Below are 23,701 nucleotides of genomic sequence, written 5' to 3' on the forward strand. Positions count from 1 at the left end.
CTCAGTCGCCCGCCACGCGCACGAGCAGGTGCTTGGCGATCTGCCCGTGCAGCTGGCCGATCGCCTTGGCCAGGTGCAGCATCAGGAAGAATCCGATCACGCCCGTGATCGTGAGCAGCGGCAGCATCCAGAACGGCGCGGTCCAGCTCGGCTCGCCGTCGTACATGACGATCATGCCGTGGTCGATGAACAGGTAGGCGAACGGCGCGATCGCGAAGCTGATCGATATCGCGAGCCCGGTCGTGACGATGGTGAAGTAGACCACCCCGAGCGGCAGCATCAGCATCATGTAGAGCATCGTGCTCCACGTGCGCGGATCGGTGAACATTTCGCCGATGCGCGCCCAGATCGACAGCCCGCGATCGACGTAGAGCGGCCGCCGCGGCATGCGCACGCCGAGCATGGCCTCGACGATCTTGCCCTCGACGAACGACAGCGCGCGCACCGTGCCGAAAAACAGCACGATGAACGGCACGCCTATGATGAGGACCGCGAAGCCGGCCGACAGGCCCAGTCCGGTCACGACCCATGTGAAGTAGAAGATGCCGGTCGCGAGCGACAGCGCCATGTAGAACAGCGCGGCGTAGGCACGCGGATCGAGCGCGATGCCGAAGAACGCCGCGAGCGCGGAACGCTTCTGCGCCGTCGGCGCAGCCGGACGCGGCCGCGGGCGCAGCGCACGCTCGACCTCGCCCTCCTTGACGCGATAGATCTCGGCGACCTCGTCGGGCGCGCCATAGCTCGTGACGATCTTCGCGAGCAGCGCCGCCTCGTCGAGTTCGGGGTGCTCGGCCATCTCGGCGCGCAGATGCTCTTCGGCGTCGTAGAGCGCGTCCTGGATCATCGCGGGGTCGGCGCCCTGCAGGGCCTGGCGCAGCTGGTCGAGGTACTCGCGGATCGTGCGCGGAATCGGCGTGTTCATGCCTGGGCCCCTTGTGGCGTGGACGGATCGAGGACGGTGTCGACGAAGTCGCGCGTGGCGGTCCACGACGCGACCCACTGCGCGAGCACGATGCGCCCGAGCGTGGTGATGCGGTAATAGCGGCGCGGCGGACCGGACACCGACGGTTCGACCTCGCTGTCGAGCAATCCGGCCGCGCTGAGGTTGCGCAGCACCGGATACAGCGCGCTCTGCTTGCCGGCGACCACGCCCGCGCCGTCGTCGAGGCGCTTGGCGATCTGGTAGCCGTACATCGGCTCGGTCGCCTGCGCGAGCACGGCCAGCAGCACGAGCGATACCGTGCCGGCCGAGAGCTCCTTCTGGAATTTCCTGAGGTGGAGGTCTTCGTCACCCATGCCTGCCGTCCTATCAATCACGTGACGATGTGCATGTTAGTGTGAAGTTCGTACTAGCTCATGCGTCGGAAGTCATGCCAGGCCGGCCCACCTGCCTGCGCTACGCTTGACGGCCCATCCTGCGCGAGGCTCCGGCATGACCCGCCCCCTTTTCCTGCCGTCGTCCCTCGTCGCCGCGCTCGCCCTGCTCGCTGCCATGCCGGAGCTGGCCGCGGCGGCCCCCGACGCGAAACCGGCCAAGCCGCTCACGATGCAGGACGTGATCGCCGCCTCGAAGCCCTCGGACTGGCGTGCGCTCGATCCCGAACGCACGCTCTACATGGACCTGCCTTCGGGCCGTGTCGTGATCGAGCTGGCCGAGCGCTTCACGCCGCTGCACGCGGCCAACATCCGCACGCTCGCGCGCGAGCACTACTTCGACGGTCTCGCCGTGCTGCGCGTACAGGACAATTTCGTCACCCAGTGGGGCGACCCGAACGCCGGCGAGGACAAGGCGCGTCCGCTCGGCAAGGCCAGCAAGACCCTCGCGCCCGAATTCACGCGGTCGTCGAAGGACGTGCCGTTCACGAAACTCGCCGACGGCGACGTCTACGCCGCCGAGGTCGGGTTCTCGGAAGGTTTCCCGGTCGGGCGCGACCCGAAGACCGGCGAAACCTGGGTCGCGCACTGCTACGGCGTGGTCGGTGCCGGGCGTGACAACGCTGTCGACTCGGGCAGCGGCGCCGAGCTCTACGCCGTGATCGGCCACGCGCCGCGTCAGCTCGAGCGCAACATCGCCGCGGTTGGTCGCGTCGTGAAGGGCATGGAGCTGCTCGCCGCGCTGCCGCGCGGACCCGCGCCGATGGGCTTCTACGACGATCCCGCGAAGCGCACGCCGATCACCTCGGTACGCGTCGCCGCGGACGTGCCGCAGGCCGAGCGCACGCCGCTCGAGGTCATGCGCACCGAGACCGCGACGTTCGCGTCACTCGTCGAATCACGCCGCAACCGACGCGACGACTGGTACCACGTGCCGGCAGGCCACATCGACCTGTGCAACGTGCCGATCCCCGTGCGCGAGCCGCCGGCACGCTGATCCCGACGCGGAGTTCGCGCGTACCTGCGAGGCATCGGCGGAGTCGCCTGCAGCAGTTGCGCCTTGCGCGCGATGAGTAGGGTGGAACCCGCACAGCGGATTCCACCGTGGCCGCAGGAGGCGCGTCGCGCCTCGATCCCTGCTGCCGCGTGCGCGTGAAGCCGGGGATGCGCGCATCCCCGCGCCGTCACGCGGCGTCACTCAGTGGTGATGACCACCTTCGCCGTGCACGTGGCCGTGCAGGACTTCCTCGACGCTGGCCTCGCGCACCTCGACGATCTCGATCGCGAAATGCAGCGTCTCGCCGGCGAGCGCGTGGTTGCCGTCGACGGTGACGTCGTCGCCGTTGATCTCGGTGATCATGACCGGCAGCATGCCGCCCGGCGTCTGCGCCTGGAACTGCATGCCGACCTCGAGATCGTCCACGCCGGCGAAGGCCTTGCGCGGCACGACCTGCACGAGTTCCTCGATGTAGTCGCCGTAGCCTTCGGCGGCCGGCACGTCGACATTGAACACGTCGCCCGCGACGTGACCTTCCATCGCCTTCTCGAGGCCCGGCACGATGTTGCCGGCGCCCTGCAGGTAGGTCAGCGGCTCGCGGCCGGCCGAGCTGTCGACGACGTCGCCGGCATCGTTGGTCAGGGTGTAGTGGAAGGACGCGACGGTGCGGTCGGCGATCTGCATGGCTGTTTTCCCTCGATACAAATGAAAAGCCCCGGACGCGAACGTCCAGGGCCGGTGACACGTACCGGAAGACCGGTTACTCGGCGCGGACGGCCTCGGCCTGCGGACCCTTCGGGCCCTGCGTGACCGTGAAGCTGACCTTCTGGCCTTCGGCGAGCGACTTGAAGCCGCTGCCTTCGATCGAGCGGAAGTGGACGAACACGTCCGGGCCCGACTCACGCGTGATGAAGCCGAAACCCTTGGCGTCGTTGAACCACTTGACCGTGCCGTTTTCGCGATTGGACATGACTGAATCCTTGGACAAACAAAATGTGGGAACGCGCGGACCGTTCGATCCGTCGCGGGTACTGGGTGTGCAAGGAGGAAGTGCGGGACGCGGCAGACAGGCAGATCAACGATCGGCATGTACCAATGTCACGATTCATTGTGACTCCGGCATACACAGTGGCGCGGAGTGTACGCCAGCCTTTTGACAATTGCGAACAATTCGTTAACCGGTTAGGCCCATCCAAGGGTAAGCCCCAGGGGGAAGCCTCAGGCGGGGGGGCGCCCCTTCCCGGACACGCCCCGGCACGCTAGTGTCACGCGCTTTCGTGTCAGGGGATCCTCGCGTGTTCAGACCCTTCCTGGCCGGCGTCCTCGCCTTGGCCACGATGGAGTGTTTCGCCACGGAGTGGTACGTCGAAGCCCGTTACGACGATCCCGCCGCGCTGCGGCGCGTCGGCGGCCTGTTCACCCATGTCACGGTCGACGAGAAGGCGCGCGTGCTGCGCGTCGACACCGACGACGACGGCATTCGCCTGCTCGAGCAGGCCGGCATGCACGTCTCGGTCGACATGGTGAGGACGGCTGAGCTGCGCGCGCTCGCCGCTCCCCCCGGGGACCTGCGCAGCATCCCGCAGTTCGCCTGCTACCGCACCGTCGAGGAGACGCGCACGGACGCCGAGGCCCTCGTCGCGGCCTACCCGGAACTCGCCTCGATCGAGTCGCTCGGCCCGACCTGGGAGCGCGACAACGGCCCCGGCGCGGGTTACGACATGTACGCGCTTCGCATCACGCGCCACGACACGCTCGCCGATAACCCGGAGCGTCCGCGCATGGTCGTGCTCGCCTCGATCCATGCGCGCGAGTACGCGCCGGCCGAACTCGTCACGCGCTTCGCGGAAGGACTCCTCGACGGATACGGCCGCGACCCGCAGGCGACCTGGCTGGTCGATCACGTCGATTTCCGCCTCGTGCTGCACGCCAATCCGGATGGTCGCAAGAAGGCCGAGGCCGGCGTGCTCTGGCGCAAGAACACCAACACGACGAACGGCACCTCCTGCGGTACCCCCTCGTCGAACAACCATGCCGGCATCGACCTCAACCGCAACTGGCCATTCCACTGGAACACGGCGCCCGGCGGCTCGAGCGGCGCAGCGTGCAACGCGGTCTACCGCGGGCCCACGCCGGCATCGGAACCCGAGACGCAGAACCTGATCCGTTACGTCGCCGGCACGCCAGGGCCCGACGGTGCCTTCGTCGGCGGCGCCCTGCCCGACCGCAAGGACGACGCCGTCACGGTCGCGGCGCCGGACGATTACAAGGGCCTCTTCTTCGACATCCACAGCTACGCCGGCCTCGTGCTGTGGCCGTGGGGCGACACGCTGACCGTATCCCCGAACGGCGAGGCGCTGCAGACACTCGGCCGTCGCATCGCCTGGTTCAACGGCTACACGCCACAGCGCGCCTCGCAGCTGTACGCCACCGACGGCGGCACGATCGACCTCGTCTACGGACAACTCGGCGCACCGGCCTACGTCATGGAGATCGGCACCGAGTTCTTCCAGCCGTGCAGCTCGTTCGAGAACACGATCCTGCCCGTGAACCTGCAGGCGCTGCGCTTCGCGGCGCGCACGGCCGAGGCACCGTACCGCCTCGGCAAGGGCCCCGACGTGCATTCGCTCGCAGTGGAGTACGCGGTGGAGCCGGGCGAGGATGCCGTCATCCGCGCGACGATCGACGACACGCGCTTCCGCCAGACCAGCGCCGCGCAACCGACCTTCGCGATCACCTCGGCGCATGCCTATGTCGGCAGGTTGCCGTGGCAGACCGACGGCGGCGTGACCGCATTCGAACCGGTCGACGGCGCCTACAACAGCACGCAGGAACGCGTCATGGCACGTGTGCCGATGAACGGCCTCGCGCCGGGACGCCATCTCGTGTACGTGCAAGGCGTGAATGCCTCGGGAGGCGGCACCGCAGGAGCACCGGACGCCGTCTACGTGCAGGTCCTCGAATCCGGTGACCGCATCTTCCGTGACGGTCTGGAGATCGCGCCGGACTGAGCTCAGCCCGGCGCGCGGTGGCGCGCCTCGAGCACGCGCACGAGATCGTCGAGACCCAGGCCGCGCGCGCGCAACAACACGAGCAGGTGGAACACGAGGTCGGCCGACTCGGCGAGCAGCGCGTCCTCGTCCTGCGCGACTGCGGCGAGCGCCGTCTCGACGCCCTCCTCGCCGACCTTCTGCGCAATGCGCCGCAGGCCCGACTCGAACAGGCGCGTCGTGTAGCTGCCCTCGGGACGATCGCGTTCACGCGTCGCCACCAGCGCATCGAGTTCGGCAAGGAACGCGACCGGCGGAGGCGGCGCGTCGACGAAGCAGGTGCGTGCGCCCGTGTGGCAGGTCGGACCCTGCGGCTCGGCACGCACGAGCCAGGTGTCGCGATCGCAGTCCAGGTGCATCGACACGACGCGCAGCACGTGACCGGACTGCTCGCCCTTGGTCCACAGGCGCTGCTTGCTGCGGCTGAAGAACGTCACGTGGCCGCTCGCGCGCGTCGCCTCGAGCGACTCGCGCGACACGTAGCCGAGCATGAGCACCTCGCCCGTGTGCGCATGCTGCACGATCGCAGGCAGCAGGCCCTCGCCCTTGTCCCAGTCCGCGTCGTCGCTCATGGCCTCACCTTGACGCCGCGTGCGGCGAGTTCACGCTTGAGATCGGGAATCGTGATCGCACCGGAATGGAACACGCTCGCGGCCAATGCGGCGTCGACATCGGCCTCCTCGAACGCGGCGACGAAGTGCGCAGGCTCGCCGGCGCCGCCCGATGCCACGAGCGGCACGTCGCAGCACGCGCGCACCGCGCGCAACTGCGCGATGTCGTAACCCGTGCGCACACCGTCGGTGTCCATGCAGTTGAGCACGATCTCGCCGGCGCCGCGGCGCTGCACCTCGACGACCCAGTCGAGCGTGCGCCTCGCGAGCGCACGCGTCTTCGACGGATCGCCCGTGTACTGGCGCACGCGCCACTCGCCGTCGTCGTCGCGCATGCTGTCGATGCCGACGACCACGCATTGCACGCCGAACGCAGCCGCGAGTTCGTCGATCAGCTCCGGACGCTCGAGCGCGGGCGAGTTGACCGAGATCTTGTCCGCACCGGCGTGCAGCACCTCGCGCGCGACCTCGACGTCGCGGATGCCGCCGGCGACGCAGAACGGGATGTCGATGACACGTGCGACACGCTCGACCCAGTCGCGGTCGACGCTGCGCCCGTCCGGGCTCGCGGTGATGTCGTAGAACACGAGTTCGTCGGCACCTTCGTCGCGGTAGCGCAACGCGAGGTCGACGATGTCGCCGACCACGACGTGGTCGCGGAAGCGCACGCCCTTGACGACCTGCCCGTCGCGCACGTCAAGGCACGGGATGAGGCGACGCGTCAGCATGCGAGTGCCCCGGCCACGTCGAGCGTGCCCTCGAGCAGGCTGCGGCCGAGCACGACGCCGGCGACGCCCGAGGCGCGCAGGGCGACCACGTCGGCGATGTCGCGCACGCCACCCGATGCCTGCACGGCGAGCGCGGGCGCGATCGCGCGCACGTGCGCATAGAGATCGAGATTGGGCCCCGCGAGCATGCCGTCGCGCGCGATGTCGGTGCACAGCAGGTGGCGGGCGCCCGCGGCGGCAAATCGCGGTGCGAGCGTATCGAGCGTGTCGGGCGCGGCTTCGGTCCAGCCGGCCGACGACAATGTCCACGCCGAACCGTCGTGGCGCGTATCGAGTGCGATCACGAGGCAGTCCGCGCCGTGCGTGCCGATCCATCCGACGACACGGTCGGGCTCGCGTACGGCCACGCTGCCGACCACGACGCGCGCCACGCCGGCGTCGAACAGACGCTTCACGTCGTCTTCGCCGCGCACGCCGCCGCCGGCCTGCACGCGCAGACCGAGCGTGCACAGGCCTTCGAGAACGCGCAGGTTCTCGAAGCGGCCTTCGCGTGCACCGTCGAGATCGACGACGTGCAGGTCGGTCGCGCCGGCGTCGCGGTAGGCACGTGCCTGCTCGAGCGGATCGACCGCGTAGCCGGTCTCGCGCGCGTAGTCACCTTGGCGCAGGCGCACGACGCGACCGCCACGCAGGTCGAGGGCGGGAAGGACGACGAAGCTCATGAGGCGAGGAAATTCCCGAGAAGGCGGGCGCCGACTGCGGCCGAGCGCTCAGGGTGGAACTGCATGCCGGTGAAGTTGCGCGAACGCACGACCGCCGACAATGGCGCACCGTAATCGACCGACGCGAGCGTCGCGGGGCCACGCGCGACGGCGTAGCCGTGCACGAAGTACGCATACGCCTCGTCGCCGAGGCCGTGCAACAGGGGATCGTCGCGATCGACGACGAGGCGGTTCCATCCCATGTGCGGGACGCGCCGCTGGCCGCCCGGCGCGATGCGCGACACGCGCCCTCCGATGACACCGAGGCACGGCGTATCGCCCTCCTCGGAATGCTCGAACAGCAGCTGCATGCCGAGGCAGACGCCGAGAACAGGTTGCTCGAGTGCACGCAGCACCTCGGTGAGACCGGCCTCGTGAAGGCGCGCCATGCCGGGCCCGGCCGCGCCGACACCGGGCAGGATCACGTGCGATGCCGCGCGGATACGCGAGGCGTCGCGTGTCAGAGAGGCCTCCACGCCGAGTCGCTGCAGCGCGTATCGCACCGAACCGATGTTGGTGCCGCCCGCATCGACGAGTACCACGTCGTGCGCGGTCACAGCGTTCCCTTCGTGCTCGGAAGGTCGTCGCCATGGCGGCGGATCGCCTGCCCCAGCGTGCGCGCGAACACCTTGAAGCAGGCCTCGACCATGTGATGCGCGTTGTCGCCGCGCACCGTGATGTGCAGGTTCGCGCCGAGCGTCTCGCACAGCGAGCGGAAGAAATGCGGCACGAGTTCGGTCGGCACCTCGCCGACGCGCTCGCGCGGGAACGTGCCTTCGAAGACGAGATACGGCCGGCCCGAAAGATCGAGCGCGGCGCTCGCGAGCGTCTCGTCCATCGGCAACGTGAAGCCGTAGCGGCCGATGCCGCGCTTGTCGCCGAGCGCCTCGCGCAAGGCCTGGCCGAGCGCGAGCGCGCAATCCTCGATCGTGTGGTGTTCGTCGACCTCGACATCGCCGTGGCAATCGAGGTCGAGCGAGAACGCCGCGTGCTTGGCGATCTGGTCGAGCATGTGGTCGAAGAAACCGAGGCCGGTACGCACGCTCGACCGCGCACCGGCGTCGAGGTCGACACGCACGGCGATGCGCGTCTCGCGCGTTTCGCGCACGACGCTGGCGACACGCGGCGTGTCGCACAGCTGGTGCGCGATCTCGCGCCACGCCTGTCCCGCCGGGCCGACGCGCAGGCCACGCACGCCGAGATTGGCCGCGAACTGCAGGTCGGTGTCGCGATCACCGACCATCGCCGAAGCCTTGCGCGACCAGTCGTCGCGCGCGAGCCAGTGGCGCACGAGGCCGATGCCGGGCTTGCGCGTGTCGAGGCCTTCATGAGGAAAGCTGCGGTCGATCAGCACCTCGCGGAACGTGATGCCCTGCGATCCGAGGATCTGCAGCAGCAGCGCGTGCGGCCCTTCGAAGTCGGCCTCGGGAAAGCTCGATGTGCCGAGGCCGTCCTGGTTGGTGACCATGACGAGCTCGTAGCCTGCGGCGACACAGCGCAGCAGCGCGGGAATGACGCCCGGCAGCAGCGCTAGCTTGTCGAAGCGATCGATCTGGAAGTCCGCAGGCTCCTCGATCAGGCAGCCGTCCCGGTCGACGAACAGGATGCGCCGTCGACTCATGCGGCGGCCTGCTGCCGGATCAGCTGCTCGAGCAGCCGCGCATTCTCCTCGCGCGAACCGACCGTGATGCGCAGGTGGCCTTCGAGGCGCGGATAGCGGCCGACGTCGCGCACGACGATGCCCGCGCGCAGCAGGGCGCGATAGACCGCCGGCGCATCCTCGAACTGCACGCACAGGAAATTCGCACGCGATGGCAGCACCTCGATCACGCCGGGAAGGCGCGACAGCGCATTCGCGAGACGCTCGCGCTCGGATGTGATCAACGCGACGCGCTGGTGTGTCTGTGCGTGCCCTTCGGCCGTCAATGCGGCGAGTGCCGCCGATACGCTCGAAGTCGGCAGCGGATAAGGCGCCATGATCCGGCGCAGCAGCGAGACGATCTCGGGCATGGCGAGCAGACAGCCGACACGTGCACCGGCGAGCGCCCAGGCCTTGGACAGCGTGCGCAGCACGCCGAGGTTCTCGTTCGCGCGCAGCAGCGTGGCTGCGCTCGGCAGGTCGGCGAACTCGATGTAGGCCTCGTCGACGATCAGCAACGCTCGACCGCGCAGTGCGCCGGCGAGCCGCGCGATGTCGGCGAGCGGCGTGGTGCCGCCGGTCGGGTTGTTGGGCGAGCACAGGAACACGAGCTTGGTGTCGACCGGAAGATCGGCGACGAGGGCATCGACGTCGAACGCGAAGCCGTCACCGAGCGGCGCCTCGACGACGCGCGCGCCCTGCACCGCCGCGCTCACCGCGTACATGCCGAACGTCGGCGGCGACACGACCACGGCATCGCGACCGGGTCGACAGAACGCGCGCATGAGCAGGTCGATCGCCTCGTCGCTGCCGCGGCCGACGAGCACCTGGCCCGGATCGACGCCGTAGAGATCCGCGAGGCGCTCGACGAGGATGCGCGGCTGCGGATCCGGATAGCGGTTGAGCGGGCGTCCGCGCAATTCGGGCTGCGCGCCGGTCGGTCCCCACGGCGATTCGTTCGCGTTGAGCATGACGTCGGCGGTGCCGGCTTCGTTGCGCGCCGACGAGTACGGCGTCAAGGCGAGGACTTCGGGACGGGCGAGATCGAGGATGCTCATGGCGCGGTCTCCAGTACGTCGAGGCGCACACCGACGGCGCGCGCATGCGCGTCGAGCCGTTCGGCGCGCGCCAGCGTCATCGCGCACGGCCCGATCGCGCGCAGGCCGTCCGGCGTGAGTTCCTGCACGGTGACCTGCTTGACGAAGCTTGCCACCGATAGCCCGCTCCATGCACGCGCGTGGCCGTAGGTCGGCAGCACATGGTTGGTGCCGCTGCAGTAGTCGCCGACCGATTCGGGCGTGTAGGCGCCGAGGAACACAGAGCCCGCGCTCTCGATGGATTCGAGCAGCGTGCGCGGCTCGCGCACGTTGAGGATGAGGTGCTCGGGTGCATAGAGGTTGCTCGCCGCGGCGGCGTCCTCGAGCGAGTCGACGAGCAAGAAGCGCGCGTGCGCCAGCGCTCGCGCCGCCACCTCGGCACGCGGCAGCAGCGCGCACTGGCGCTCGACCTCGGCCACGACGGCATCGACGATCGCCTCGTCGGGCGACACGAGCACGACCTGCGAGTCCTCGCCGTGCTCGGCCTGCGCGAGCAGGTCGGAGGCGACGAAGCGCGGATCGGCCTCCGCATCGGCGATCACGAGCACCTCGGACGGACCCGCCGGCATGTCGACGGCCGGACCGCCGGGCTCGGCGGCGACCTGCAGCTTGGCCTCGGTCACCCAGACATTGCCGGGCCCGAACAGCTTGTCGCATCGCGGCACCGACTCGGTGCCGTAGGCCATCGCGGCGATCGCCTGTGCACCGCCGAGCTTGAACACGCGTGTGATGCCGCACAGACGCGCGGCCACCAGCACGGCCGGATCGCAGCGTCCGTCAGGGCGTGCCGGCGTGCACAGCACGATCTCGCGACAGCCGGCGATGCGTGCCGGCACGCCGAGCATGAGCGCGGTCGACGGCAGTGGCGCACCACCGGCCGGCACATACAGGCCGACCCGCGCGATCGGGCGCGACACGCGCTCGCAGACGACGCCGGGCGCGGTCTCGAGGCGCACGGGCTGCGGCATCGTCGCGCGATGGAACGCCTCGATGCGTGCCGCGGCTTCGCGTATCGCGGACCGCAGCGCGTCGTCGAGCGACGCTTCGGCGGCTTCGAACTCCTCCTCGCCCACGGCGATGCTCGCGAGCTCGCAGCCGTCGTAGCGGCGCGTGAACGCGAGCAGCGCGTGGTCGCCGTCGGCACGCACGATGGCCAGGATGCGGCGCACGCCGTCACGCGTGTCGGCGGCACTCGCCTGCGGCGGCCGCGCGAGCGCCTCGCGGCGGCCAGCCTCGTCGAGATCGTTCCAGTCCACGCGCCTCATGCGAGCATCTGCTCCACGGGCAAGACGAGCATCTGGCGCGCGCCGGCACGCTTCATGTCCTCGAGGTGCTGCCAGGTGATCGCGTCGGTGCAGACGGCCTGCAGCGCGATGTCGTCGACGCTGCCCTCGATCGGCATGATCGTCGGCGGCTGGCCCTGCGGCAGCAGACGCGTGATCGCATCGAGCGCCGCGCGCGGCGCGTGCAGCATGACGAGCTTGGACACGCGCACCTGGATCACGCCGTCGATGCGGCGCATGAGCATCTGCGCGAGGCCGGCACGCTCGTCGTTCGGCAATGCGGCGCCGCCCGCGAGCACGGCCTCGGACTCGAGCACGGTCGCGACTTCGCGAAGCTGGTTCGCGGCCAGCGTCGCGCCGCTCGAAACCAGGTCGCAGATGACATCGGCCGTGCCGAGGCGAGGCGCGATCTCGACCGAGCCCGACAGCGTCACGATCTTCGCCTCGACCTCGTGACGACGCAGCCAGTCGGCGAGCAGGTTCGGATACGTCGTCGCGATGCGCTGGCTGGCGATCCCGGCGGGGCCTTCCCAGGTCGACTCCTGCGGCACTGCCAGCGAGAGTCGGCACTGGCCGAATCCGAGCGCACGCAGCTCGCGGAATGCCGGCTCCGGCCCTGCACCGAGCGCCTGCTCGGCGAGCACGTTGCGTCCGACGATGCCAAGGTCGCAGACGCCGTCGGCGATCATGCCGGGCACGTCGTCGTCGCGCACGAGCAGCAGGTCGACCGGCAGCGACTCGCCGAAGCAGAACAGCTTGTCGCGGCTGCGCCTGAAGGTGAGGCCGCAGCGCGCGAGCAGGTCCTGCGAGGCGTCGCTGAGGCGACCCGACTTCTGGATCGCGATGCGCAGGCGGTCACGCGCGCTCATGCACGTGCTCCGCTCGAAGCCGTTCGCCGCCGCGCAGGCTGGGCCGACTTGCGTGCCGCCGCTCCACCCGCGAGCGCGGCGAGGTAACCGCCGTTGCCCTGGTTGATGAAGCGCGCGACGCGGCCGATCGTCGTGATGCTGACTGCGGTGCGCTCGTGGATCTCGCGATACGGCATGCCGTCGAGCAGGTACGGCACGACCCGCCAGCGGTCGACCAGCGCCTCGAGCTCGGCCGGCGTGCACAGGTCGCGCAGGAAGGCGCGCATGTCCGCGACGCTGCCGAGTGACAGCAAGGCCTTGCACAGGCTCTCCTCGGCGCGTGCATCGGGAGTCTCGGCCTGCAGGGATCGACGCTTCATGATGTATTAGCGCATTAATACGATGGGGCGCGGACGATACCGTGGCTCACCGCCATGCGCAAGGCCGGAAGGTCGCGGCACGGCGCCGCACGGCGTCATCGCGAAAGTTTCGGGATCGTCGATGAACGGGCCGCGCGGAGACTCCCTCGGCATCGGTCGTTGCGGCTGGACGCGTTGCGGTCCCTGCCCTACGCGGGCCTGGCCCGCGACACGAGCAGGACGCCCGACAGCACGAGCAGCGTGCCGGCGACCTGCCAGGGCCCCATGGGCTCGCCGAGCACCAGCAGGCTCAGCACGATCGTCGACACCGGACCGAGCATGCCGACCTGCGCCGCGAGCCCCGAGCCGATGCGCTCGATCGCCATCATGACTGCGAGCACCGGCACGACCGTGCACAGCGTGCCGTTGAGCAGGCTCAGCCACCACACCGCTGCGGGGATCGCGGTGACCGCATCGAGCGGGCGCAGCAGCAGGTACTGGCCCAGGCACAGCACGCAGGCAACCGTACTCGCGTACGCGGTGAGCCGCATCGCACCGACGCGCGCGACGAGTTCGCCGCTGCCGACCAGGTAGATCGCGTAGCTCAGTGCGCTCGCGAAGACGAGTGCGCTGCCGAGTGCGATGTCGCTTCCGCCGACCTCGAGGTCGTGGGCGAAGGCGAGCACGACACCGGCATAGCTCAGCGCGAGCGCGCCGAGCTGCACGCGCGTCGGCCGGCGCCGGAACACGAGCACGCCGATCGCGAGCACGATCGTCGGCGTCAGGTAGAGGATCAGGCGTTCGAGCGTCGCGGTGATGTAGGCCAAGCCGGCGAAGTCGAGGAAGCTCGCGAGGTAATAGCCGAAGAACCCGAGCATCACGATGCGCAGTGCGTCGGGTGTGCCGATGCGCGTGCGCGTGAGCGAACGCCGCGCCCACGCCGCCATGGCGAGGAAGAACGGCAGCGCGACGAGCATGCGCAGCGCGAGCAGCGTGACCGCATCGGCACCGTAGCGGAAGCCGAGCTTGACGATGATCGCCTTGCCCGAGAACGCGATCGCACCGAACGCGGCGAGCGCAAAGCCGATCCAGCGCCGACCTGGATCCCTCGCCGCGGCGGCCGTCACCGACGAAGATCGCTCGCGGCGATCGGCCGGCGTGGCGGTGCCGTGAAGCGTGGTCTCACGCGAGCGCCGCTTCGAGAAGGCGCCTGATCAGCGCCTGGGTCGGTGCCGCGACGTCGTCGCGGTACGCGAAGCTGTCCTCGTCCATGTAGTTGAGCTGGGCGAGCTCGAGCTGCACGGCGTCGACGCCGTGGTCGGGGCGTCCGTAGTGGCGCGTGATGTAGCCGCCCTTGAAGCGGCCGTCGAGCACGACCGAATACGCATCCTGCGCATCGAGGACGCCGCGCAGGCGTTCGCGCAGCGCGGTCGAGCAGCTCGTGCCGGAAGCCGTCCCGACGTTGAAGTCCGGCAGGCGGCCTTCGAAGAGGAACGGCACGAGGCTGCGGATCGAATGGCCTTCCCACAGCACCACGCGGCCGTGCGCGTCGCGCAGCCTCGCGATCTCCTCCGCGAGCGCCTCGTGGTAAGGCCGCCAGTACGTGTCGACGCGCGCCTCGATCTCGTCGCGCGACGGTGCCTGCCCGTCGAGGTACACCGGTTCGCCGCTGAACTGCACGATCGGGCACAGACCCGTCGTGTTCTGGCCCGGGTACAGCGAGACGTCGTCCGGAGGACGGTTGAGGTCGACGACGTAGCGCGAATGGCGCGGCGCGAGGATCGACGCACCGAGTGCTTCGGCGAACGCATAGAGGCGCGAGACGTGCCAGTCGGTATCGGGCACGCGGCGAGCCGATGGCGTGAGCCGCGCGGCGATGCCGTCGGGAACCGCACTGCCGTCATGCGGCAGGCTGATCAGCAACGGCGCGCGGCCGCGGTGCAGCGTGAAGATGTCGGTCATGCGCGCAAGTCTAGCGCGGCGCGACCGCGTGATCCGTCGCGTTACTTCGCCGCGGCGGCAGCCGGACGTGCAGCCGGATCGCTCCAGCGCAGCGGCTCGATCGCGCAGCGCTGCATGATCGCGGTACGCGCCTCGGGATCGGGCGGCAGGTTGAACGGGAAGATCAGCGAGCTGAACATGCGGTCGCGCCCCGCATTGATCATGGTCGGCTCGAACTGCAGGTTCGCCGCGGCGCTGTAGGCCACCGTCGCCAGGTCGCCGGCCGGCTCGACCTTCTGCACCTTGATGTTGCTCGTGCGGCCGTTCTTCTCGACGACGAACGACACCGTCGCACAACCCGGGACGTTCATGTTCTTGCCCGAAAGCGGTACGTCGGCCTGGATCGACGCGTGCATCATGACCCAGTACTTGGACAGGCTTTCGGGACGAACCGATTTCGGAGCGTCCTCCTGCGCGACCGCCGCGAGCGGCAGTCCGGCGAGGGCGAATGACAGGGCGAGATTGCGCAACATCGTGATTCTCCGGATCGACGGCGCGCAGCATAACGCCATGGCGTGAACCCTGCCCGGACGACGTGCTTTCCTCGTCGCTCAGTCCGCGGACGGTGCCGATGACGTCGACGTGGCCGCGGCACGTCCGTGGCGCATGCGATGAAGCAGTGCCACGAGCCCCTTCGATCCGAACACGAGCGCGAGGCCGAGCACGATGTCGAACGCGTAGCCGATGCCTTCGACGACCCGCGCACGCCGCATGTCGTCGGTCAACCGGACGTACTCCGAAGCCGCCGCATGCGAAAGCCCCCAGTACGCCACATGGCTCAGGCCCGTCATGACGAACCACATGCCGAGCACGCTCAGCGCGATCCACTGCAACTCGGCGACACCGATCGGACTCTCGAACACCTCGTGGCGACCGCGGCCGAGCGCGAAGCTCGCGAGCGGCGACGGGAACCGCCACAGCAGCACCGCGATGACGAACGAGACCGCTGCTAGGCCGCCGACCAGCCACGGCGACACGCCGCCTTGCTCGAGCATGCCGCCGGCCACCAGAGCGAGGACCTGCGCGAACGTCGCCCACGCCATCAGCACCGCGCCGAGGCGGATCGCGATGCACAGGATCGAATGGATACTGGTCCTCACACGCGCCGCCTCACAGATCGCCGAGGCCTTCGGCGAGCCCCGCAGGCCCCACGCGCAGCAGCTTGAGCGTGTTGGTGCCGCCGAGACGCCCCGTGTGATCGCCCGTGGTCAGGATCACGCGGTCGTCCTCGGCGAGGTGGCCGAGGTTGAACAGGTGCTGGATCGCCGCGCGTGCGGCCTGGGTCGGGCCGACGTCGTGCGGATCGAACTCGATCGGGTAGACGTCACGGAACAGCAGCATGCGGCGACGCGCGGCCGCGTTGCGCGAGAGCGCGTAGATCGGCACGCTCGAGCGATGCCGCGACAGCCAGCGCGCAGTCGCGCCGGATTCGGTCAGCGCGACGATCGCACGTACGCCGATGCGCGCGGCGAGGAACATCGACGCGAGCGCGATGGCCTGGTCGGTGCGATCCAGCGGTGCACCCGGGGCGAAGTCGGCCGAGGCCTCGAACTGGCGCTCGGCGCCGAGGCAGACACGGCGCATCGCGGCGACGGCCTTGTCGGGATGCTTTCCGGATGCGGTCTCCTGCGAGAGCATGACCGCGTCGGTGCCGTCGATCACCGCGTTGGCGACGTCGAGCACCTCGGCGCGCGTCGGGATCGGCGACTCGACCATCGACTGCATCATCTGCGTGGCCGTGATGACGACGCGGCTGCGCTCGAGCGTCTCGCGGATGATCTTCTTCTGCAGACCCGGCAGCTCGGCATCGCCGATCTCCACGCCGAGGTCGCCTCGCGCGACCATGACCACGTCGCTCGCGTCGATGATCTCGCCGAGCACGGCGATCGCCTCGGTGCGCTCGATCTTCGCGACGATCGCGGCATCGCCGCCGGCTTCGCGCAGCAGCGTGCGCGCCTGCTCGACGTCGGCCGCGTTCTTGACGAACGACACCGCGAGGAATTCGACGCCGAGTTCGGCGGCGAGGCGGATGTCGGCGCGGTCCTTGTCCGACAGCGCGGCGACCGTGAGGCCGCCACCGAGGCGGTTGATGCCCTTGCGGTCGGACAGGCGTCCGCCGACCGTGACCGTGCACTGCACGCTCTGCGGCGCGACCGCGCTCACTTCGAGCGCGACGAGGCCGTCGTCGAGCAGCAGGATGTCGCCCGCGGACACGTCCTGCCAGAGTTCGTGGTAACCGACGCCGACGCGCGTCGCGTCGCCGGGCGGCGCATCGGGACGGCAATCGAGCGTGAACGTCGCGCCGGGTTCGAGGTGGATCGCCCCGTCGGCGAAACGCTCGACGCGGATCTTCGGGCCTTGCAGGTCGCCCAGCACGGCCACTTCGCGTCCGAGCTTCGCGGCAGCCGCGCGCACCGCGCCGGCACGCGCGCGATGGTCGTCCGGATGGCCGTGCGAGAAATTGAGCCGCACCACGTCGACACCTTCGGTGAGCAGGCGTTCGAGCATGCCGGGGGCGTCGGTCGCCGGGCCCAGCGTGGCGATGATGCGGGTACGTCGCAGTTGCGCAGACATCGAGTCCCTCCCTCGAAGTGAGCGCGCAACCTATCACAGCACCCGTGACCGCAACGGCGACGTGCATCGCCGTGCGGCCACGCGGTGCGATGCGGGATCAGCCGTTGCGCACGGTCTGCAGGATCGAGCCCACGTCGAGCGTGCTGGCCTGCTGCTGCATCTGCGGCAGGTAGCGCGAGCTGAGGCCCTTGGCCTCGCCGAGCATGCCCTGGAACGACTCGCGCAGCATCGCCGTCGACAGCGTGCGGCCGCCTGCGTAGTAGCGCTTGGCCACGTGGCCGAGCGCGTAGGTGCTCGCGAAACTCATGCCCGAGCTGACCGCCTGACGGCCGACGCCACGCAGCAGGCCGCCACCGAGCTTGCCGAGCAGGCCGCCGAGCAGCTTGCGTCCGGCCTGTTCGAGATACTGCGACGTTAGGCCGACGCCGGCCGTGGCGAGGAAGTCCTTCACGTGGCCGCGATCGAGCTCGTAGCCGTACGACTTGCCGATGCGGTACACGAGCTTCATCTGCAACGGGATGATGGCCATCGTCGCGAGCGATTCGGGCAGCAGCTCGAGCGCACCGTTGAGGATCGAGGCGTTGAGGATCGTCTTGTCCATCTCGGCCTCGCCCATCGTCGACGTGGCGCCCACGGGGGGCGCATCGGATGCGGACTCGGCCGCGGTCGCCGAATACGCGGCCGCGCCGGTGGCGGCCAGCGGCAAAGCGGCGATCGCCTCGGCCTGGTCGTCGACCTCCTTCACCTGCTGCGCGCCGAAGCCGAGCGCCTCGCGAAGGTTTCCGAGAAACGCCTTCTCGGCCGGCGACTGCGTGCCATCCGCATCGCACACGCACACGGCCATCTCGTAGGCGAGCTGGCGCGATTCGGCCGAGCCCAGCAGCGCCACGCTGTCGGCGATCGACACGCGCTTGAGCAGCACGTCCTGATACAGCGCCGCGACGTTGATCGAGCCCTCTCCGGCCAGCGCATCGGCGATGCGCTTGACCTCGGCGCGTTCGCGCTCGTCCTTGTCGCCGTCGGCGAAGGCCGCCATGAGCGCCAGGGTCAGGATGGCTTTCTGTTCGTTGTCGTTCACGGATCGACCTCTGCAAGGGGACGGGCTTGGGCGGCGACGCGCGCGGAAAGTTCCGCGATGCGTCACGCCACGGTCATGTGGCGCCGGGAGACGGCGAGAAATAGCGGCTCGGCGCGACGCCGATCGTGCGCCGGAACATCGTCGCGAACGCCGAGGCACTCTCGTAGCCGAGGTCGAACGCGATCGTCGTGATCGCGTCGCCCGCGGCGAGCCGCGGCAACGCCGCGAACAGGCTGGCCTGGCGACACCACGCCGCGAAGCTGAATCCCGTTTCGGAACGGAAGCGACGCGTGAACGAACGGCGGCTCATCGCGAGGTCGGCGCACCAGTCGTCGATGGTCTCGTGCGGCGACGGGTGCTGAAGGTACGCGCGGCAGCGCGCGGCGAGGCGCGCGTCGTTCGGGATCGGCACGTTGAGCGGAAGCTCGGCCGCCGCCTCGATCTCGCGCAGCAGCAGCAACAGCACGAGGTCGGTGCGCGAACCACGCAGGTAGCGGTCCGGCAGATCGATCACCTCGCGCATGAGCGCGCCCATGAGCGGCGAAGCGCCGACAACGCGGCAGGTCGCGGGCATCGCGACCGCGTTGCGCGTCGTGTCGATGTAGAGGCTGATCAGATGCGCCGCCGACATCGCGGTGACTTCGTGCGGCACGCCTGCGGGTATCCACACCGCGCGCTCGGACGGCACGATCCAGCTGCCGAGCTCGGTGCCGATCGCGACCACGCCCGACGCCGCGTAGACGAACTGCGCGCGCCAGTGCTGGTGGCGACCGACGTGCTCACCCGCGACGTAGTCGTTGGCGACACCGAGCAGTGCACCGGGCACCGTGTCGACGTCGTACGGATGGATGTCTTTCATGCGGCCCGAACGCGAGGTTTTTTGACCTGAACGATGATGCGGGCAAACCTCCCAACGCGTCTACTGACGCCTTGCCATACCTCCTCGTATGGCGGCAGTACTCCACTGGCTCCCTCCCTCCCGCTGGTGGATTCGGACGAGGCGGTCACGCTCCGGAACTCCCGGGCGGGGCCGCCTCGTTCGGTTTTGTCCCGTGTTCGCCCTCCTTTCTCATGTCGTCCGGACACGTGCCGGCGCGCCCGTGCGCGCGTTGCGTAGACGTCGCACCGAGCGCACTATAACGTCCGTTATAACAACGGACCCGCTGCGATGAAGCTCAAGATCACCACGATCGGCAATTCGGCCGGCGTCATCCTGCCGCGCGAGCTGCTGGCCCGCCTGCGCGTCGGCAAGGGCGACGACCTCCACGTACTCGAAACCCCCGACGGTATCCGGCTCATCGTCTACGACCCCACGCTGGCGGCGCAGATGGAGGTGGCGGAGAAGGTCATGCGTGAAGACCGCGACGTCCTCCGTCAACTCGCCAAGTAGGCACGACGATGATCGTCTGGATCACGCGCGAGCTCGCGCTCGCCATCCACGACCGCCAGCTCGCGGAGCACGGCGGCGGCACGGGTATGCGTCATGAGTCGCTGCTCGAGGCTGCACTCGCACGACCGCTGCGACGTCACGCCTACGGCGATCCACCGCCCGACCTTGCCGCCCTCGCGGCGAGCCTGGCCTTCGGCCTCGCGCGGAAACATCCCTTCGTCGACGGCAACAAGCGCACCGCGCACGTCTGCTATCGCGCGTTCCTCGCGCTCAACGATGCCGATCTCGTCGCGAGCGAAGAACAGAAGTACGCCGCGATGATCGGGCTGGCCGACGGATCGATCGACGAACCGGCATTCACCGACTGGCTGCGCGCACATCTGGTCGTTTCGACCTCGCGAAGCGTGCAGGACACTCCGGGCATCTATCCGACCGGTTGACACGCACTCGCCGACTCGACGACCGGGATCATGTCCCTGACGTCACGCGCGCGACATCGGTCTGGCCGACGGCCGCCGCGAGCCTCTCCGCCAGCACCCTCACATGCTCCCTGAGCTCGGGCGGATCACGCACCTCAAATGCGACCCCGAGCAGCGCGACGTGATACGCGATGACCTCGTGGCGATGCCCGCCGACCTCGAGCACGCAGCGTGACGCATCGAGTCTGCGCAGGCTGCCGATCGAGGGCGGGATGCGTTCGCGCATCGCCTGCAACGGCGCATGCAGGAGGATCTCGGCCTTCGCGGGATACGGTTCGACCGTAATTCCGCTGCCCGAGCAAAGACGGCCCTTTCGAAAACTCATGAGAAATCTTGTAACGCTTTGAGTAAAAAATTTAGCATGACCTTAAGAAATGCACTATCGGCACAGATAGTTTCGTGATCCGCATCACGAAATATTTTTACAGGAGGTACTGCGCTCATGCTCTAATTGTAAAGCTCATTAAAAATTTGGCTCTGATGTAAATCTTAATGAGCAACCTTGGAATGGACATCAAAGGAGCAAAAACGTGAATATCAAGTGCTCGATCGCAGTAGCGGCTACTCTCGCTCTCGGTATCGCCAGCCCTGCAAACTCACAGACCTTGAGCGGCGGAAGCAACTTCAACTGGTACCAGGTGGATAGAGTCTATAACTCCGTAGGCCAGCTTACAGAATGCGTGAGAGAACCTTACGGGGTGATCAAGAACTTCCATAAGGTATCGCATTTAGTGTCTGCCAAACTTAATGAAATGCGCAACGCAGGCCAGAGCAGATTAAGAATGATGATATTTTTCGGGAACGGTTTATCAGGCGGAACGATTATGGACTCCGCCGGAGGAAATCTTTCTCAGCAGCATAGAGACAACTTGAGAGATGTTCTTGAAATGATAAGAAACAAAGGATTCTCCGAGGTAGTAATGGTCTATGGCCCGCAAGGTGCGAATGCTCCTCATAACTGGAGCTCCTGGAACCAGTCGATGGCCGACGAGAATTGGTCGGTAATAAAGAACTTGCATCCAATCATCAGAGCAAGCGGCCTCACATACCGAATTGATCTCGGAAACGAGATGATGACTACAAATAGTGGAAACATAAGAGGCCAATACATCAAGCACATATGGCCAAAATACTGGGACATGTTTCATAGATATTACTATGACTCAGTTGGATTCAGTTTCGCTCCTGGCCAGATTGATGCCATCGACAACATGAACTCCCTATACGGGAACAAATTTCCCGTGATGGCCGACGTCCATATTTATCCTTACGGGAACAACACCGAATACTCATTACTCTCCAAGGCAATGACAAAGTTCACGCAGTTCGGAACAACTGCAGGAAGCTACAGATTTATTATTGGAGAGGCTTACTTCAACGACGCGACATCTGCGCAACAATTCAAGGACAAGTTGGACAACTCAGCTTCAAATCCTTACATTTCAAAACCATGGTATGTTCTTCAGTGGCCGTTAGTAAGAAGTGAGGCCTCAGTTTGCCCGGATGTTTCCACAGACTCCGCAAGCTATAATAATTATTCAAGTCGAGGCTTCTAGTAGTGCACCAAGGCCGCCGGGACATCCCTGCGGCCTTCCAACAAGAAATTGGAGCGTACGTAACAGCATGTCCTGGATGAATCACAAAAATATCATAAATCATCTGCCAAACTTCAGCAGAGATTCCATCTTAGGGCTGTCTTTAAAAGCTTTCGTACTTTCGCGGATCATCGTATTTTCTTGCCTCATACTTCCCTCGCTTTTTAATAGCGCCATCGAGCATGAATTCCGCAATGTAATTATCGAGTTCAAGCCGCAAAAAGCACTTGATCATCTGCGAGATATATCCAGAAGAAATGATGCGGGATGGTACTGGAGTATTGCAGAAGGCGGCTACGAAAAGCGTCCTTTTTCTGATGATAAATCCGCCAATTGGGCATTCTTTCCCGGAAACCCATTACTTATGTCCTTAGCTTCAAAATTTGCAAATGACAAACTTTCTACAACAATTGTGATCAACAACTTATTATTCCTCATCAGCCTTTATTCGATTGGATGCTTGGCTTCACTATACGGCCTAAACAATCAATCGATAAAAATGGCTATATTTGCCACGGCATTCTTTCCAACCTCGTATTTTTTCTCACTTCCTTGGAGTGAATCACTTTTTCTATTCTTATCGCTAGCGTGCGCATTAGCCATAAAGAGAAAGGCTTGGATTTATGTTGCCATTTTTGGATATGCATGTGCGATGACAAGATTTTCTGGACTTTTCATGGTCATTTACGCCGCAACCGAGATAATTAGGTCGGAAGATGCGAGGAAAATTAAACCTTGGATCGCGACCTGCTTTATTCCGTTGGGCTTGGCAACATTTATGGGAATGCTTTGGCATGCGTCTGGTAATCCACTCGCTTTCTCTGATATACAAACAGCTTGGGGAAGAGAGCTATCCATTCCATTTCGAGCAATCGGCATAGTTATCCTGATTCCATGGGAAATCGCCGTCGACTGGAATGTGCGGCCCCTCAATCTGGCAGCGCTGGCCATCGCCGTCGTCGCGATAGCCAAACTCAGGTCTAAGAACATGCACGGAATGATGTTCTATGTGCTCCTCTCTGCCTTGGCGCCACTCATGACCGGAACGCTCGTTTCTTATTCCCGCTACATGTCGACGCTGTTCCCGATCCACCTTATGTCAAAAGCCATGTTCGGCAAAACATTCTGGACGGTCGTGATCATCGTCTACACGGCTTTGCTTGTCTTCATGACTACATCGTTCTCCTACGGTTTGTCATACGCCGGAGCGTAACGACGCGGCGCCGGCACCCCATGACCGCTACGCGCGTCCTTCATACAGCGCACATCTGACCACCTGCTGCCTCTGCGCGAGCTCGCGCGTCATGAACACGCTGAACGGATCGTCGGTGTAGCCGTCGAACGGGCCGCAGCGGTCGAAGCCGAATCCCGCATACAAGGCGTGCGCGGGTTCGAAGGCGGGACCCGATCCGGTCTCGAGGCTCAAGCGGCGATAGCCGCGCCGGCCCGCCTCGTCGAGGATCGTGCGCAGCAGTGCCGCGGCGACGCCCTTGCGCACATGCGCCGCGGCCGTGCGCATCGACTTGATCTCGCCGTGTGTCGCATCGATCGCCTTGAGCGCGCCGCAGCCGAGAAGATCCCCACCCTGCCATGCCGACCAGAACGTGATGTGCGGCTGGCGCAAAGCATCGAGGTCGAGCGCGTGCACGCTCCCGGGCGGCGAATGCGCATGCATGCCGCGCAGGTGCTCGGCCAGCAGTCCGGCGATCTCGGGACCGCGCAGGTCGTCGATGCGGATGTCCATGCGTGGTTCCCCGTGGAGACGAGGTGATCCTAGCAACGGCAGCGACGTACCGGAATCCACGCATGTCGATGCCGGCGATTCGCTGCCATCATC

28 protein-coding genes are annotated in these 23,701 nt (G+C 66.7%); 6 read left to right on the forward strand and 22 right to left on the reverse strand.

All coding sequences use genetic code 11. The features are described from left to right. Nucleotide 1 precedes the first annotated feature (1 nt). A complete protein-coding gene (locus ACQQ2N_RS19650) occupies nt 2-922 on the reverse strand; it encodes a sensor domain-containing protein (protein ID WP_440223268.1) in 921 nt (306 codons plus the stop codon). Beyond that, the gene (locus tag ACQQ2N_RS19655) at nt 919-1,296 is read right to left on the reverse strand and encodes a PadR family transcriptional regulator (protein WP_440223269.1); all 378 of its coding nucleotides are present in this window, start codon (nt 1,294-1,296) and stop codon (nt 919-921) included. The genes ACQQ2N_RS19650 and ACQQ2N_RS19655 overlap by 4 nt, the downstream gene beginning before the upstream one ends. 91 nt (nt 1,297-1,387) lie before the next feature. Between ACQQ2N_RS19655 and ACQQ2N_RS19660 the strand changes: the two genes are divergently transcribed. Continuing rightward, complete coding sequence (locus ACQQ2N_RS19660) at nt 1,388-2,371, forward strand: peptidylprolyl isomerase (protein WP_440225808.1); 984 nt, start codon at nt 1,388-1,390, stop codon at nt 2,369-2,371. A gap of 201 nt (nt 2,372-2,572) precedes the next feature. Here ACQQ2N_RS19660 and ACQQ2N_RS19665 read toward each other — a convergent pair whose 3' ends face one another. Beyond that, complete coding sequence (locus ACQQ2N_RS19665; protein WP_440223270.1) at nt 2,573-3,055, reverse strand: FKBP-type peptidyl-prolyl cis-trans isomerase; 483 nt, start codon at nt 3,053-3,055, stop codon at nt 2,573-2,575. Between the two features lie 76 nt (nt 3,056-3,131). Next, a complete protein-coding gene (locus ACQQ2N_RS19670) occupies nt 3,132-3,341 on the reverse strand; it encodes a cold-shock protein (RefSeq protein ID WP_440223271.1) in 210 nt (69 codons plus the stop codon). A 325-nt stretch (nt 3,342-3,666) separates the two neighbouring features. Here ACQQ2N_RS19670 and ACQQ2N_RS19675 point away from each other — a divergent pair, with 325 nt between their 5' ends. Then, on the forward strand, nt 3,667-5,382 hold the full coding sequence (locus tag ACQQ2N_RS19675; protein ID WP_440223272.1) for a M14 family zinc carboxypeptidase: 1,716 nt from the start codon (nt 3,667-3,669) through the stop codon (nt 5,380-5,382). Between the two features lie 2 nt (nt 5,383-5,384). Here the strand turns inward: ACQQ2N_RS19675 and hisIE are convergent, their stop codons facing one another. The 16 genes from hisIE to ACQQ2N_RS19755 all read right to left on the reverse strand — a co-directional run bounded on the left by hisIE (nt 5,385) and on the right by ACQQ2N_RS19755 (nt 19,259). Next, nucleotides 5,385-5,993 carry a bifunctional phosphoribosyl-AMP cyclohydrolase/phosphoribosyl-ATP diphosphatase HisIE gene (gene hisIE / locus ACQQ2N_RS19680; protein ID WP_440223273.1) on the reverse strand — a complete coding sequence of 203 codons (609 nt, stop codon included), beginning with the start codon at nt 5,991-5,993 and terminating at the stop codon, nt 5,385-5,387. After that, entirely contained in the window at nt 5,990-6,760 is a 771-nt protein-coding gene (gene hisF / locus ACQQ2N_RS19685; protein ID WP_440223274.1) for an imidazole glycerol phosphate synthase subunit HisF, read from the reverse strand. The genes hisIE and hisF overlap by 4 nt, the downstream gene beginning before the upstream one ends. Next, the gene (locus tag ACQQ2N_RS19690; protein ID WP_440223275.1) at nt 6,754-7,482 is read right to left on the reverse strand and encodes a HisA/HisF-related TIM barrel protein; all 729 of its coding nucleotides are present in this window, start codon (nt 7,480-7,482) and stop codon (nt 6,754-6,756) included. The genes hisF and ACQQ2N_RS19690 overlap by 7 nt, the downstream gene beginning before the upstream one ends. After that, complete coding sequence (gene hisH / locus ACQQ2N_RS19695) at nt 7,479-8,078, reverse strand: imidazole glycerol phosphate synthase subunit HisH (protein WP_440223276.1); 600 nt, start codon at nt 8,076-8,078, stop codon at nt 7,479-7,481. Before hisH ends, ACQQ2N_RS19690 begins: the two co-directional genes overlap by 4 nt. Beyond that, on the reverse strand, nt 8,075-9,142 hold the full coding sequence (gene hisB / locus ACQQ2N_RS19700) for a bifunctional histidinol-phosphatase/imidazoleglycerol-phosphate dehydratase HisB (RefSeq protein ID WP_440223277.1): 1,068 nt from the start codon (nt 9,140-9,142) through the stop codon (nt 8,075-8,077). The genes hisH and hisB overlap by 4 nt, the downstream gene beginning before the upstream one ends. Beyond that, nucleotides 9,139-10,218 (reverse strand): histidinol-phosphate transaminase, encoded by a 1,080-nt coding sequence (gene hisC / locus ACQQ2N_RS19705; protein WP_440223278.1) that lies wholly within the window; start codon nt 10,216-10,218, stop codon nt 9,139-9,141. Before hisC ends, hisB begins: the two co-directional genes overlap by 4 nt. Further along, entirely contained in the window at nt 10,215-11,522 is a 1,308-nt protein-coding gene (gene hisD, locus ACQQ2N_RS19710) for a histidinol dehydrogenase (RefSeq protein ID WP_440223279.1), read from the reverse strand. Before hisD ends, hisC begins: the two co-directional genes overlap by 4 nt. Then, on the reverse strand, nt 11,519-12,409 hold the full coding sequence (gene hisG, locus ACQQ2N_RS19715; RefSeq protein WP_440223280.1) for an ATP phosphoribosyltransferase: 891 nt from the start codon (nt 12,407-12,409) through the stop codon (nt 11,519-11,521). Before hisG ends, hisD begins: the two co-directional genes overlap by 4 nt. Beyond that, the gene (locus ACQQ2N_RS19720) at nt 12,406-12,768 is read right to left on the reverse strand and encodes a YerC/YecD family TrpR-related protein (RefSeq protein ID WP_440223281.1); all 363 of its coding nucleotides are present in this window, start codon (nt 12,766-12,768) and stop codon (nt 12,406-12,408) included. Before ACQQ2N_RS19720 ends, hisG begins: the two co-directional genes overlap by 4 nt. A 188-nt stretch (nt 12,769-12,956) precedes the next feature. Next, the gene (locus tag ACQQ2N_RS19725; protein WP_440223282.1) at nt 12,957-13,874 is read right to left on the reverse strand and encodes a DMT family transporter; all 918 of its coding nucleotides are present in this window, start codon (nt 13,872-13,874) and stop codon (nt 12,957-12,959) included. Between the two features lie 55 nt (nt 13,875-13,929). Next, nucleotides 13,930-14,709 carry an N-formylglutamate deformylase gene (gene hutG, locus ACQQ2N_RS19730; protein ID WP_440223283.1) on the reverse strand — a complete coding sequence of 260 codons (780 nt, stop codon included), beginning with the start codon at nt 14,707-14,709 and terminating at the stop codon, nt 13,930-13,932. A gap of 41 nt (nt 14,710-14,750) precedes the next feature. Further along, a complete protein-coding gene (locus ACQQ2N_RS19735; protein WP_440223284.1) occupies nt 14,751-15,221 on the reverse strand; it encodes an energy transducer TonB in 471 nt (156 codons plus the stop codon). 78 nt (nt 15,222-15,299) lie between these two features. Continuing rightward, on the reverse strand, nt 15,300-15,848 hold the full coding sequence (locus tag ACQQ2N_RS19740; protein WP_440223285.1) for a hypothetical protein: 549 nt from the start codon (nt 15,846-15,848) through the stop codon (nt 15,300-15,302). A gap of 10 nt (nt 15,849-15,858) precedes the next feature. Beyond that, nucleotides 15,859-17,322: a pyruvate kinase gene (gene pyk, locus ACQQ2N_RS19745; RefSeq protein ID WP_440223287.1), complete on the reverse strand. Its 1,464-nt coding sequence runs from the start codon at nt 17,320-17,322 to the stop codon at nt 15,859-15,861. Between the two features lie 97 nt (nt 17,323-17,419). Then, nucleotides 17,420-18,400, reverse strand: coding sequence for a YcjF family protein (locus tag ACQQ2N_RS19750; protein ID WP_440223288.1), 981 nt, complete (start codon nt 18,398-18,400; stop codon nt 17,420-17,422). A 73-nt stretch (nt 18,401-18,473) separates the two neighbouring features. Then, nucleotides 18,474-19,259 (reverse strand): AraC family transcriptional regulator, encoded by a 786-nt coding sequence (locus tag ACQQ2N_RS19755; protein WP_440223289.1) that lies wholly within the window; start codon nt 19,257-19,259, stop codon nt 18,474-18,476. Between the two features lie 309 nt (nt 19,260-19,568). On the opposite strand from ACQQ2N_RS19755, the gene ACQQ2N_RS19760 reads away from it, so the two are divergent. Together ACQQ2N_RS19760 and ACQQ2N_RS19765 are read left to right on the forward strand one after the other, a co-directional pair. Next, on the forward strand, nt 19,569-19,790 hold the full coding sequence (locus ACQQ2N_RS19760) for an AbrB/MazE/SpoVT family DNA-binding domain-containing protein (protein WP_440223290.1): 222 nt from the start codon (nt 19,569-19,571) through the stop codon (nt 19,788-19,790). A gap of 8 nt (nt 19,791-19,798) precedes the next feature. Then, a complete protein-coding gene (locus ACQQ2N_RS19765; RefSeq protein WP_440223291.1) occupies nt 19,799-20,230 on the forward strand; it encodes a type II toxin-antitoxin system death-on-curing family toxin in 432 nt (143 codons plus the stop codon). A gap of 28 nt (nt 20,231-20,258) precedes the next feature. On the opposite strand, the gene ACQQ2N_RS19770 is transcribed toward ACQQ2N_RS19765, so the two are convergent. Then, a complete protein-coding gene (locus tag ACQQ2N_RS19770) occupies nt 20,259-20,594 on the reverse strand; it encodes a WYL domain-containing protein (protein WP_440223292.1) in 336 nt (111 codons plus the stop codon). 205 nt (nt 20,595-20,799) lie between these two features. Between ACQQ2N_RS19770 and ACQQ2N_RS19775 the strand changes: the two genes are divergently transcribed. After that, nucleotides 20,800-21,825 carry a hypothetical protein gene (locus ACQQ2N_RS19775; protein WP_440223293.1) on the forward strand — a complete coding sequence of 342 codons (1,026 nt, stop codon included), beginning with the start codon at nt 20,800-20,802 and terminating at the stop codon, nt 21,823-21,825. Between the two features lie 76 nt (nt 21,826-21,901). Further along, nucleotides 21,902-23,077 (forward strand): hypothetical protein, encoded by a 1,176-nt coding sequence (locus ACQQ2N_RS19780; RefSeq protein WP_440223294.1) that lies wholly within the window; start codon nt 21,902-21,904, stop codon nt 23,075-23,077. A 27-nt stretch (nt 23,078-23,104) separates the two neighbouring features. Here the strand turns inward: ACQQ2N_RS19780 and ACQQ2N_RS19785 are convergent, their stop codons facing one another. Beyond that, complete coding sequence (locus ACQQ2N_RS19785; RefSeq protein WP_440223295.1) at nt 23,105-23,608, reverse strand: GNAT family N-acetyltransferase; 504 nt, start codon at nt 23,606-23,608, stop codon at nt 23,105-23,107. Nucleotides 23,609-23,701 lie beyond the last annotated feature (93 nt).

It is taken from the genome of Dokdonella aquatica (assembly GCF_051987395.1).
In the GTDB taxonomy this organism is placed as follows: domain Bacteria; phylum Pseudomonadota; class Gammaproteobacteria; order Xanthomonadales; family Rhodanobacteraceae; genus Dokdonella.